Origin of the sequence: Chryseobacterium sp. BIGb0232 (genome assembly GCF_024810195.1) — a bacterium.
Classification (GTDB): domain Bacteria; phylum Bacteroidota; class Bacteroidia; order Flavobacteriales; family Weeksellaceae; genus Chryseobacterium; species Chryseobacterium pennae.
Map to the genome: position 1 here is coordinate 1 of NZ_JANUEH010000016.1, position 13090 is coordinate 13090.

Here is a 13090-nt window from a genome sequence, read left to right on the forward strand (position 1 = left end):
TTTCTGAGGACGTAGGCCCTTGATATTTTCAAAATCTTTCACAGTACAAATTTAATCTTATTTCAAAACCACTACAAGATGAGCCTCTGGAGGGGTGTCAAAGTTCAAAGAATTTTTGACGGGGTGGTTTAAAATAGTACAACATCCATAGAACACACAATATTAAACTTTAAACAAAAAAAACGGAACCCAAGTCCCGTTTTTATCTATATCTATTAGAATTTTATTTCCAATTAGAAGAGTTCATTCAATAGTTTAGCCAATCTCAATCCTCCGTACAATAACTGTCTTTCAAGAGTATCATTGAACTTGTATTGGTAGTCATAAGATAATTTTGATCCGTCAGGAGTCTGTGCATAGATCTTGTTGGCGATTTTGTGAGAATCATACAACCAGTCTTCCAAAGTTCCGGATTGAATCTGTGCTACTTCTTCCTTAGATTTAATATCCAGAAGTTTAGAATATTCTGTGTAGCTGTATTTTTGAGAATCCACTAATTTCCCATCCCAAACAGAGTGTAAATTGGTTTTATCCCCGAAATACGTAACATTGATTTTGTTTCCTCCCAAATCATCAGCTCTTCCTACGTGTAGGGGCTGAGCAAGGTCACCCATAATATGAATAAGGAAGATCAAAGCAATTTTTCTGTCTTTTGCTGAGGTTTTTTCGTCCTTAATCTGGCTGGATAGGGTATTTACCTGTGTGTAAAGACTTGGTCCTGCCTGCATTTTTAGGTTTTGGTCAAAAGCTTTCAAATCAGTTTGCGGATCAATATTTACATAATGCCATGATGAAGCCTGCTTCCAAACTCCTGTAGTATCAGACTTGATAAAGTCCGGCCAGTTTGCCCAATACGCAAGACGTTCCTTGCCCATTATTTTTTTGATTTCCCTTTTTGCCTTTCTGGAAAGGTGATTCTCTGCAATATCTGCAATTACTCTGTGCCCCGTTAATCCCCACGCATAAGAATAAAGTGAAGAGGAAATGAATGCTAAAATCAGAATTTTAGAATAAATACTTTTCATTTTAAATAACAATTTTCAGTCTGCAAAGATACGGCCCCCTTTCCGAATGACCACAAATTATCCCGAATTTATTCCAATGGATGATATTAATAAAATTTAATCTGAATAAAATAAGGAATTGTACTAGGTTTGAAGACGAATTTTGGGGGGAATGTGAGAGGAAGGATATAAGATATTTAATAGATATAATAAAGAACAGGAATATACCATTTAAACTTCTGATCCTGAACTTTAAACCATAAGCCCCTGATTCTGAACTCTGAACCTGGAATCTTAAACTTTATAAAAAATCCCTGATTACCGTATTTTTACGGAATTTACTTAAAATTATTCCTTTTAATGTCAATAAATTAGTATTTTTAAAATAAAATTATTGGTAAAATATTTTTTCAAACTTACGAGATATATTATCTTTACAAGTCATAATCACAGGAAACACTATGCATGAGAATAATATTGTAGACATGAATTACAATAAGCTGCAGACAGACTTTAAAGCAGAGGCTGTAGCTGTCAATCTTTTGAAATATCACCGGACGGTAAGCAATATTTTTATTGAAAGAGTTGGGGTGAACGATCGTGCTTATCTTAAGGATATTAAAAGCATTTCGAGCAGTTATTTAGGTTTTGATGAAGAAGTATTCACGATAGAAAGTTATAGGGAGGGCATTTACGATTACCTTCCTGAAGGGTTATTTCACCCACCTTCTCTCGGAGCTTCCAGAAAAAATGTAGATACGGTAGTAAGAGAGATCAGAAAGCAGAAAAGAATAGAAGATGATGCCCGTAAATTTTTCCGCCCTTTTGAGCTGGAAGTCTTTTTTACGGAGATTAGTGCCCTTCTTAAAGAGTCTGAATTTGATATTACAAGCAATACAGATGCATTACTGGAAACGGTAAGTGAACTTTGGCCGCTGGTTGATATGCTGGATAAGCAGAGTGCTTATATATTTATACACATTCTTCCTTTCTTTCATCAGATCCGTGGGGATAAGAGATGGTTTGAAAGATGCCTGACCGCTTTTTTACAGGTTTCTGTTAAAGTAACCTTTTCTCCCAATGTTATTGATGGAATAGAGAAAAATGATGATTCAATGCTTTTGGGAAATTCAAGATTGGGGGTAACCTATATTCCGAGTGGCAGACATATGGATGGACAACGGAACTGGGTAGTGAATATCGGCCCGATTCCTTATGAAGATATGAAAAAGTATATCCCGGGAAGCCCGTTCAGAAAAGTTCTTCAGACCCTGTATGATTATTTTCTTCCTATAACAGTGGATATTGAAGAGAATTTTGTGACAGAAAAGCTGGAATACTCGTTCAGTCTGGAGGATGATGAAAGAAATGCCAGCCGCCTTGGATACTCTACCTTCCTCTAAATTATTTTATTATATTTACAACTACCAACAAAGTATAAATTCGAAAAGAAACAAATGGAAATTTCTTCAGTAAAAGGTATTTTTTTAAGGTATATTCTAATGCCTTTAATCGCAATTATCATGATGTTTATCCTGGGAATTATCAGGAGAAACAAACCTGCGATCAAAATTAAAGTAATTATTGTATACGTTCTTCTGTGCAGTTTATGCCTGGCACTGCCTGGTTTTTTCGGATTTGCCGGAAATCTTTTTAATCCGTACTGGTATCTCATTGCACAGGTTGTTTATCTTGTTTTTGGGATTATCCACGTTAACTTACTGCATAAATATTTCAAAAAGCATATTGATTCTCTGGCGATGAGCATCCTGTTTGAATCTATTCTTTCATTGACTTGTATTGCTTTGGGTGGATATTTATTTACCCTGTTATTCAACTGGATGAGTAAAGGAACCGGATATGCAGTGATGGCAGCTACAAGTATGCTGATCTTTGTAGTTCCTATGGTATTTTACTATTGCTATATTCAGTTTATCAGTATTCCTTTTGATATTTATAAAACATGGAGATATTCTCCGGATCAAAAGCTTCCTGATTTTGAAGGGGCAGATTTTGACCGTCTGATGGTTTTGAATGTAGAATTAAGTAAAAATCTTGAAGATTCAAACCGATTCAGAATTAAGGCGAAAACTCTTCCGACAGGAATCACTTTTGGAGACTGGTTTTACAGAGTAGTGGATGATTATAACCACAAGAACCCTGGATCTATCATTCACCTTTCAGATGAGGTAAAAGAACCTTATTACTGGATCTTTTATACTAAAAAATCGTTTTTCAGCTTTAGAAAATATATAGATTTCGACCAGGACATTACTGCAAACAGCATTTCTGAAAATGAAGTGGTGATTTGTAAAAGAGTCATTCAGCATGAAGAGGAGGGAGTCGCAAGAAAATCATAACACAAAAAATTAAAAAGTATTAAACATGATACAGCCTATTAAACATTTTGCAATCAACTGGGTGGATGGAATGAAAGTTTCCCAAAGACACCTTAATGATCAGGATAATTTCTTAATTGATACCATCAGAGATTCCAATTCGCTTGGGATTACTACATATAACTATGGGCTTTTGCCTATTTCTACTGAGTATACAGACCGTACTATTTTTGATGTTCACAATACTGCCACTAACGATGTGCAGCTGGTTATCAAAAGATGCAGTGCTGTTACCATGGCAGGGTACCGTATTGAATTAAGCGACAGAAGAATCAGTGTAAAATCTCTGGCAAAATCAATGAGTGAAGAGCAGGCTGATGGAGAATATTATATTTTGATCTCTGTAAATCCGTTTGATAAAGTTCCTTTCGGCGATATTGATCCGGAAGAAATTCCACCACGTCACCCAAGTGCACAACCGAATCACCATATTGAACTTCTTCCTGTAACTTCATTGAACAGTAGCTACTCAGGAGGAAATTATCTGATTATCGGAAAGGTAGATTTAAAAGCCAATATTGCACAGGTAGATTCTAATTTTATTCCGCCCTGTACTTCTGTTCAGAGTCATCCGGCATTAGTAGATTATTACAGCAGCTTTGCGAAATCTATTGGAAACCTGCAGCAGTATGCTTTTAAAATTATTCAGAAAGCTTCTCATAAGAACCAGAATACAGCTTTAGCTCAAAATGTGAAGTTCGTTTGTAATACGATGGTGACTACCTTTGGAGATATGTATTTCCAATTCAGAAATATTACGCCTTACCAACCGCCGGTATTTTTAATTGAATCTTTTGCAAAGCTGGCGCTTCACCTGTACAACTCAACACAGCTACTTGTTCCTGCAGAATTGGAAGAAATGCTGAACTATAGTTTAGAATGGAGTGAGATTGCGCCTCATACTTTATTGAATCAATTGTCTATCGTCGCTGAAACAAATTACGATCACCATAATTGCGGAGAGCCTTTACTTTACATCCAACAGATGTTAAGAAGTCTGGAGACAATTTTCTCTAAACTGAGCGAACTGGATTACATCGGTCAGAGAAAAGAAAACATCATTGTTAATGAACAGGAGGTTTCTACCAATACCAACCCGAAGAGAGGCTGGAGTGTATTAGACTAATAGCATCAGCTTTTAAATATAAAATCCCGAATGATTGTTCATTCGGGATTTTTTTATTGACTCTGCATCATCGTAAAATTATCACGGATATTTACTTCCTGCATTTTAATTTTCTAAATATTATATTATTTACCCTACATAGACCCTACACCATATTCTTTTTAGGTCCTATATACCTAAGGTGAATATTATGGCGGGTAGTGTGTAATTTCTTGATTATTAATTAGTTGTATTAATAAAGTACGTATGTAGTATGCTGTTTTTAACAGCTTTTTTGATTTATGATATAGTTTTGCAGGAATCTATAAATTATTATGATGTTTGTTTACTGAATCATTAATGATTGATACACTAAGGTTACTATAAATGAAATAAACTCAAAAAAATATCTATGAAAAAAAAATTGTCTAAAATCTTTTGCCTTTGTCTTTTTTCTGCCGGAACAGTAGTGATGGGGCAAAATAAAATCAAGGTAAGTCTGGATGCAGGGTATACGTATGGTGCTTTAAATTCAGATCTTTCAAATCTTGTTGATTCAAGATACACGGGGCGGTATGGTTTCGGGGTCAATTTGTCCGGGGAATATATGGTCTGGAAATCACTCTTTGTTTCTACCGGAGCTTCCTTCCAGCAAAAGAATTATAAGTTTGAGAGAACGGGAAACCGGGAAGGATGGTATACAGAATATAATAACAATTTTTTAACCCTTCCTTTAATGGTAGGGGGCTATATCTTGAACAATCCACATGAAACTACTGGTGTGTGGATCAAAATTGCGGGTGGAATGTATACAGACTACTGGCTTCGTATGGGAAGAGAGGGTAGATATCCGGTATTTAATGAATTACAGGAAAACGGAACTTTCAATTATACACAGGTATCGGATAAATATGATTTCAAAAAGAATGAAAATCAGCTTAACAGATGGGGATATGGATTGGTAGGTCAAGCTCAGTTAGGGTATTCTCTTAAGAAGTTTGATGTATATGCATCCTATAATTACCAGTATGGGCTTTCGGATATCAATATGGCGAATGATGATAAAGACCGTAAATCAACCATTCGGTCATATATGATTTCTTTAGGTGTTGCCTATAAGTTCAAATAACAAAGTTTTTCCTATCAATTAAAATCTATAAAATGAAAAAAAATATTATTTATTTAGGGTTCGTACTGCTTTCAGCATCTGCGACATTCAATTCCTGTATGCAGGATAATGATTCCTCTGTCACGGAACCAACAAGATATACAAGCAATGATATAAAATCCTATGCCGATCTTTTTAAAGTATTCTGGACGGTAATGGATCAGCGGTATAATTATTTTTACGAACAGAAAGGAAAAGATGGGATGGATTGGAATGCCATCTATAAAGAATATTATCCGAAATTTGCTGCTTTAAAATCCTATAATAGAATTGGAGTAAGCGATGCTGAATTGCAAGCGGATGCTGAAAAAGCAAGTATATATTTTACCGAAATCGTAAATCCAATTATAGACAGACATTTTTATGTTAAGATAAATGTGCCTTTTTCAAATTCCGGTATAAACAATACGTATACATTTTATGGTGGGATGAAAGAAGCTAGAGCTAATATTTATCCGTTTGGTGCAAAGTACGGATATATGAAAGATAGACTGGATGATGTAGAGTCTCGGACTTATAACTATTCAGATGGTGGAAGTATGACATATCTTATGGGAAGCCTAAAGTCTAATCCTGACATTTACTATTTTTCATATAGTAGTTTTTTACTGGCAAGGTCTCTTAAAATTGATCTTGCTGATAAATATTTAAGCCCAGGTCCGGGAAATTCGCTTGTTCTTACCCCTGCAGCTATTGAAAACAGTACACAGCTCAATGCCATTAGTGATGTTAACAAGAGAAATGAAGTTAAAAATTTCACTCTGAATATATTAAACCAGTGGAATTCATTTCCGAATTCAACTGAAATGAAATCTTTCAATAGCCAGATTGGAGCGTTTAAAAGTACAGAAGTTTTATCAGATTCGTTTTTAGATTTGACCCAACAGTTACTCACGAAGTCTAATAACCTTGTAAAATATAACAGTACAGCTACTTATTCATCAGTGTCAAACAGTGAAACTCTTCCATATATCCAATGGTTTATCCAACAGATGGATAATCATGTAAAATTTGGGTATAATTTGAGCCAGTTTCAGAGTGCAGCAAACAAAATAGTAACAAATGCCCCTTTTTATAAAAAGTTTCTGAATCCTTTGCACAAAGGAGATATTAAGAAAGTGATTATTGATTTAAGAGGTAACGGTGGTGGTAATATTGTTGATGCCCGTTTTTTCACAGACAGGTTTATTACTAAAAGCACTGTTGCATTTTATCAGAGAACAAAAGAAGGAAACGGACAATTTAATTATACTCCGTGGGTTCCGGTACAGACACAGTCTCATATGTTTGGAATTCCCGGGAATATTCCGGTTGCTGTTTTAACGGATAAAGGAAGTGCGAGTATGTCGGAAATGTCTACATTGATGCTCAAAAGCCAGGGATCTCATGCTATCTCAATAGGAGATTACAGCTCGGGAGCTACTGCAGGTCTGGGAGGATCAGATGATTTTAATGGAGGTACCCGGGATAAGGTTGCCGATGGTATTCTGGAGTTTTATATGCCATTGATGGCGACTAAAACCCTCAATAATGAAGTCATTGAGGGGATTGGTGTGAAACCGGATATCTATGTAACCCCTCCTTCGAATGCTGAAGTTGCACAAATGACAAGCAGCCCTAAAACATTTGTAGACAGGGTAATGGAAGAAGCTATTAAATATCTTTTGACAAAATAATATGACCTAAAAAGACCCGGCAGAAGCCGGGTCTTTTAGATTGAGATGATTTTATTTTTTGTTCAGAAGCTCCAAAGTATGCTCTACATGTCCGCCGCCTTTCCATTCATCATGCCCCGGAATAATCAGTGTAGCTTTTGAATATTTTGTTTTCAGTTTATTCATAGTCTTAGGCCATTGTTCTACATTGGCTTCTTTGATATTTCCTAAATCAGTGGCGGAAGTACTCTTTACAAGGCAGCCACCGTCCAGAACTTTATATTTTGGAAACCATACCACTACATTGTCGGCAGTATGTCCTTCTCCAAGAAAATCTACTACAAACTCTTCACCACCTATTTTGTAAGGCTTTCCGGTTTTGATAATCTCAGTGGAGGTTGCTTTTCCATCTTTTTTCAGGAATTCATTGGTCTTGGTAGTAGCATATGTTTTAATCCCTTTGTTGTTGAAAAAACTAAGATCTCCTGCACGGTCATCATGAGAATGCGTGGCAAATACGGCAACAACAGGTAAGTTATGACGTTTTTTGATGGTATCCATCAGGCTTTGGTATTGTACTTTTTCCCATGGAACATCAAATAAGACCACCCCTTTTTTAGTGGTAAGATATACTGAGTTGGCAGAATATTCTTTACCTCCGAATACGCCGAAAGTCTTGTAAATATATAAGTTGTTTTTAATTGGCGGTTCGATTACAAAATCTTTTACCTGGGCACTTGCAAAAGGGCTCAACAGCATCGAAACAATAAAAAACTGAATGCTTTTTTTCATAAATCTTTAAGGTGATAGTTAAAATTTTGGTACTTATGAGAAAGATGGATCTCAATGGAATATTTTGCAAACCTAGTAAAATTAATTCTCTAAGTTTTTTATGAAAAGAAGTTTAACCGTTTTTTAACAGTTGCGGAAGAGGAGAATACCCAATGATTTGTATTTTTGGAGCTATTATTGTGAAATAATAAAACCTTAGTTATGAGCAAGTTGTGTATTGTTAAGGTACGAAAATTTTATCTACAATAAATTAGGTCCGACTAAAATATGGTTTTATAATGGGCACTAATACACAAATTTTAAGGCTTATTTGCTAATCCAATTCTTATTTATCTCAGTTTTAATGTATTCGAGGCATAAAAATAAACTGCTTCATTTTTGAAGCAGTTTATAGTAGATTATTTTTTTACCAATATTTTTTCAGTGGCCTTCTTACTGAGGATTTCTTTCTTATCACCAATCTCAATGGTCATCGATTTATCAAAATTTTCAATTTTAATAACTTTCACCTTGGTATTCAGGAGAAGTTTCCGATCATTTAAATAGCTTAAAAAAGCATCATCTGAAAGAGTAACAGAAGCAAAAACAACAGTTTCTCCTTCTTGACAATGGCTTAATTTCTGAAGGTCCTGAGCAATAATGTTCCCATCTTTATCAGGAATAGGTTCTCCATGTGGATCGAATTTAGGATGATCCAGAATTTCATCCATTTTATCAAAAAAGATCTTGGAATGCACGTGTTCCAGCTGCTCTGCAATTTCATGGACATTTTCCCAGCCGAAATTCATTTTTTTAACCAGGAACATTTCGGTAAGCCGGTGTTTGCGTACCACCAGAGCAGCTTCACGCTTTCCGTTTTCTGTAACGATCAGAGGTTTGTAGGTCTCATAAATGACCCATTTCTTTTCGGCAAATTTTTTCATCATATTGTTAACACTCGGCATTTTTACATTCAAAAATTTGCTGAGTTCGTTAATCGTCACCTTTCCTTCATTGTCAACTAAATGAAACAAAGCTTTCAGGTAATTTTCTTCTGTTAGGGTTGTTTTCAAAATGTTAGATGATTTTCACTACAAATCTAACAAAATATTCTTAAAAGATTACTCTTGTTATTTTAACTTTTTTTAATTTTACTCTATGAAATTTTCATTTAAAAACGATTATTCTGAGGGATGTCACCCGAATATTCTACATGCACTTCTGCAATATAATCTTGAACAGCAAGCCGGATATGGCGAAGATGAATACTCCTTAAAAGCTAAGGAATTGATTAAGAAAAGAATAGGAAAAGATAATTCTGATGTTTACCTTGTTTCCGGAGGAACACAGGCAAATCTAATTGTGATTTCCTCTGTTTTAAGACCTTATCAATGTGCCATTTCAGCGTCTACAGGACATATTCTGAACAATGAAACGGGAGCGATTGAAGCAACAGGACACAAAATATTAAGTATTGAAACCGAAGATGGAAAATTAAGACCATCAGATATTATTCCGGTGTTGGAAAATCATAGGAATATACCGCATCAGGTAATGCCAAAGTTGATTTATATTTCCAATTCTACAGAGCTGGGAACCATTTATCAGGCTAATGAATTGAAAGAACTTTCAGAATTCTGTAAGCAAAACCACCTTTATCTGTTCATGGATGGAGCCAGGCTGGGACATGGGCTAACTTCTGAAATCAGTGATCTTACCCTGGAAAAAGTAGCGGAACTGACGGATATTTTCTATTTGGGAGGAACTAAAAACGGGGCTTTAATTGGAGAGGCGATTGTTATTAATAATCCGGCACTTCAGGAGGATTTTGCATTCAATATTAAACAGAAAGGAGCATTGCTGGCAAAAGGCAGATTATTAGGCATTCAGTTTCTGGAACTGATGAAGGATGACCTGTATTTTGATCTGGCCAAACACGCCAACCAACAGGCTATGAAAATAAAAAATGCATTGCAGGAAAAAGGAGTACAATTCCTTTCCGATACCTATACCAATCAGATTTTCCCGATTCTAAGCAACGGCCTTATTCAGGTTTTATCAGAGAACTTTGAATTCTTTGTGTGGAAAAAAATAGATGAAGAGTTTTCTGCTATTCGTCTGATTACTTCCTGGAATACAGGAGACGAGGCTGTTAACCGTTTCATTGAAATTATTAAAGAAGAGCTATAGTTTTATTACTTTATACATAAAACTGATCTCATTACAATATTCTATGTGCCTGTATGATAAAAAAAATGATTTTTATGATAGGCACATAGTCTTTATCATACCTACTATTATTCAATACATTCTTCCTGTTCCTCAACAAACTTCCGGTGTTTTCCACCCCATTCATTTAAGGCATCCCATATAGGAATCAGTTCTCTGGCAATTTCTGTAAGTTCATAATCTACTCTTGGCGGGACTTCTGCATATACTGTTCTTTTTACCAGACCTTCTTTTTCAAGTTCCCTTAACTGGAGGGTAAGCATTCTCTCTGTAATTCCTGAAATAGACCTTTTAAGTTCGCTGAAACGCAGCTTTTCATCTTTTAATTTACTCAGAATAAATAGTTTCCATCTTCCGCCAATCTTACATACGGCATAACTCAAATCACATTCCTGAATATATTGCTTGTTGATATTATTCGTTGAACTTTCTTTTATCTTTCCCATTACTTACAAATTTGTTAGTACCATACAATGATATCCGTATAGTGCAAATGTAAGATATGAAAACTAATTTTGCCCATATAAAAGCAGATAAATAACAATAGCGCTAATGTTCACTGCAAAATAATATTAATTTAAAATTACAACAAAATGCAGTTGACACCTAAAATCAATCAGATTTTAAATCATTTGGAAAAAATACAGTCTTTTAATCCTCAAAACCCATTAGACGATACCCGAAAATATCTTGAAGCAATGACTCTGCAGCTCAGCGGGAAAAAAGAAGCTGTGGCTATGATTGAAGAGCTTGATATTCCGATGGCTGATCATCAGATTCCGGTTAGAATATATCGTCCTAAAGGGAAAGCCGTTCAAAAATCCTCTGCAATAATTTATATACATGGTGGATGGTTTATTGCCGGTGGCTATGAAACACATGATGCAGTTGTGCGTAAACTAGCTAATAAAACAGAATCTGTTGTGATTTTCATCGATTATCGTCTTGCTCCGGAACATCCGTTTCCTGCAGGCCTGAATGATTGCCTTGACGCTGTACAATGGGTTATAGAAAATGCAGAATCATTAGGAATTGATCGGGATCAAATAGGAATCATAGGGGACAGTGCCGGCGGAGGCTTATCCACAGCTATTTCTACCCAAATAGGAGAACTTTTTAAGTTTCAGGTACTGATCTATCCGGCAGTGGATAATCAACTTAATACCAAAACCTGGGAAACCTATGAAAACGGACCGGTACTGAATAAACAGGGAGGAATAGATGCCTGGAACTGGTATCTTCCCAAAGAGGAAGCCCATAACCCGTTTGCTGTTCCTATTTTAATTAAAGACTTTAAAAATACACCTCCAACTCTTATTATCATCGCTGAACATGATCCTTTGGCAGACGATGCAAAACATCTTACGATGAATATGGAGAATGCCGGAATGTCTGTTAAATCAATTTTTTATAAAGATATGGTTCATGGATTTATGCATATGGGAGAGGTTTTGGATGAAACACAATCAGCCATTGGTGAAATGGCGGACTTTGCTCGACAATATTTGGGATAAACCTTTCAATAAAGAACCATGAAAAAGTATGCTTATATTGGATCCTTAGGGTTTATTGCAGTTATTACTACAGAATTTGGAATCATTGGAATTCTTCCGCAGGTTGCAGAGTATTATAAAATCAGCATAGATGAGGCAGGTTATCTTTTAAGTGCTTTTGCTCTGGTCATTGCTCTTACAGGTCCTTTTATGACTTTGTTTACTTCGGGTATTGACCGGAAAAAAATAATGACTGCTGCTATCCTTATGTTCCTGTTCACAGGGATTGTCTCTTCCTTTTCACCACCTTTCTGGCTGCTGCTGATAGTAAGAATTTTTCCTGCATTTTTACAGCCGGTCTATATTGCAACAGCATTGTCTGTAGCAGTATCCGGAAGTGACAGCACCAATAAGAATGAGCTGATGAGTATTGTTTTCAGTGGGGTAGCCATTGCAATGGTTACTACTGTTCCTTTTGCAACATGGGTTTCCGGACTTTATTCGTGGGAGTATTCGTTTATGATCCAGGCTGCAATAAGCTTGATCGCTTTGCTTATCATTCATTTTTTTCTGCCACCTATGCCTGTGAGTGAGAAAAAATCATTTGGAAGCCAAGTCAGTATATTGAAACAGCCACCGTTTATCCTGAGTACTCTTACCAATTTCTTTATGATTACAGCCTGGTTTTCCACTTATAGCTATTTTGCAGATTATCTGGGTAAAGCGAAAGGAATGGATACTGCAATGGTAAGTTATATGCTTTTTTTATTTGGAGCTGTTGGAATTATAGCGAATAGAGTAGCCGGTAAAATGCTTAATAAAAATGTAACTGCTACATTAGCATTCTTTCTTTCCGGAACGGTATTGATTCCCATATTACTTTCTGTTTCCGATGAGAATGCATTAGCTACGGTCATTGTTATAGGAATCTGGGGATTTCTTTATTCACCAAGCTTCCTGAATGCTTCTACCTATATGATCTCTGCAGCGCCTGACTCATTGGAATTTGCGAACAGCCTGGCTACTTCATTCGGTAATCTGGGGGTTACTTTGGGAACTACTATTGGAGGTTGGATTATTATCACTCAGGGAGTAGAATATACACCATGGATAGGCTTTGTTTTCGGAATTCTTGCATTCCTTATGATGATAATGAGAAATATATTTGAAAAAAGGGAAAAGTTTTTTTCAGGGTCTGTAAAACAAATGTAACAATTTTTGTTACATTAAAATAATTCCGTATCTTTGATCTATCAAATTTAAATT

12 protein-coding genes are annotated in these 13090 nt (G+C 35.8%); 8 read left to right on the forward strand and 4 right to left on the reverse strand.

The genetic code is table 11. The features are described 5' to 3' along the window. Positions 1-233: 233 nt before the first annotated feature. On the reverse strand, positions 234-1025 hold the full coding sequence (locus M2372_RS23960; RefSeq protein WP_123321603.1) for a S1/P1 nuclease: 792 nt from the start codon (positions 1023-1025) through the stop codon (positions 234-236). 464 nt (positions 1026-1489) lie between these two features. Between M2372_RS23960 and M2372_RS23965 the strand changes: the two genes are divergently transcribed. The 5 genes from M2372_RS23965 to M2372_RS23985 all read left to right on the forward strand — a co-directional run bounded on the left by M2372_RS23965 (position 1490) and on the right by M2372_RS23985 (position 7352). Continuing rightward, entirely contained in the window at positions 1490-2407 is a 918-nt protein-coding gene (locus tag M2372_RS23965; protein WP_228438717.1) for a type VI secretion system baseplate subunit TssG, read from the forward strand. Between the two features lie 54 nt (positions 2408-2461). Next, positions 2462-3364 carry a TssN family type VI secretion system protein gene (locus tag M2372_RS23970; RefSeq protein ID WP_115971469.1) on the forward strand — a complete coding sequence of 301 codons (903 nt, stop codon included), beginning with the start codon at positions 2462-2464 and terminating at the stop codon, positions 3362-3364. Between the two features lie 25 nt (positions 3365-3389). Beyond that, positions 3390-4529: a hypothetical protein gene (locus tag M2372_RS23975; RefSeq protein WP_123321604.1), complete on the forward strand. Its 1140-nt coding sequence runs from the start codon at positions 3390-3392 to the stop codon at positions 4527-4529. Positions 4530-4920: 391 nt separating this feature from the next. Then, positions 4921-5637, forward strand: a complete 717-nt coding sequence (locus tag M2372_RS23980; RefSeq protein WP_123321605.1) for an outer membrane beta-barrel protein — start codon at positions 4921-4923, stop codon at positions 5635-5637. A gap of 32 nt (positions 5638-5669) precedes the next feature. Further along, complete coding sequence (locus tag M2372_RS23985) at positions 5670-7352, forward strand: S41 family peptidase (RefSeq protein ID WP_123321606.1); 1683 nt, start codon at positions 5670-5672, stop codon at positions 7350-7352. Between the two features lie 51 nt (positions 7353-7403). Here the strand turns inward: M2372_RS23985 and blaIND are convergent, their stop codons facing one another. Beyond that, positions 7404-8123 (reverse strand): IND family subclass B1 metallo-beta-lactamase, encoded by a 720-nt coding sequence (gene blaIND, locus M2372_RS23990; protein ID WP_123321607.1) that lies wholly within the window; start codon positions 8121-8123, stop codon positions 7404-7406. Between the two features lie 398 nt (positions 8124-8521). After that, complete coding sequence (locus M2372_RS23995) at positions 8522-9175, reverse strand: metal-dependent transcriptional regulator (RefSeq protein WP_123321608.1); 654 nt, start codon at positions 9173-9175, stop codon at positions 8522-8524. Between the two features lie 85 nt (positions 9176-9260). Between M2372_RS23995 and M2372_RS24000 the strand changes: the two genes are divergently transcribed. After that, the gene (locus M2372_RS24000) at positions 9261-10292 is read left to right on the forward strand and encodes a low specificity L-threonine aldolase (protein WP_123321609.1); all 1032 of its coding nucleotides are present in this window, start codon (positions 9261-9263) and stop codon (positions 10290-10292) included. A 107-nt stretch (positions 10293-10399) separates the two neighbouring features. On the opposite strand, the gene M2372_RS24005 is transcribed toward M2372_RS24000, so the two are convergent. Further along, the gene (locus tag M2372_RS24005) at positions 10400-10777 is read right to left on the reverse strand and encodes a helix-turn-helix domain-containing protein (RefSeq protein WP_115971476.1); all 378 of its coding nucleotides are present in this window, start codon (positions 10775-10777) and stop codon (positions 10400-10402) included. A 147-nt stretch (positions 10778-10924) separates the two neighbouring features. On the opposite strand from M2372_RS24005, the gene M2372_RS24010 reads away from it, so the two are divergent. Beyond that, positions 10925-11845, forward strand: a complete 921-nt coding sequence (locus M2372_RS24010) for an alpha/beta hydrolase (RefSeq protein ID WP_123321610.1) — start codon at positions 10925-10927, stop codon at positions 11843-11845. Between the two features lie 18 nt (positions 11846-11863). Then, positions 11864-13036 (forward strand): MFS transporter, encoded by a 1173-nt coding sequence (locus M2372_RS24015; RefSeq protein WP_123321611.1) that lies wholly within the window; start codon positions 11864-11866, stop codon positions 13034-13036. The last annotated feature ends 54 nt before the right edge of the window (positions 13037-13090 follow it).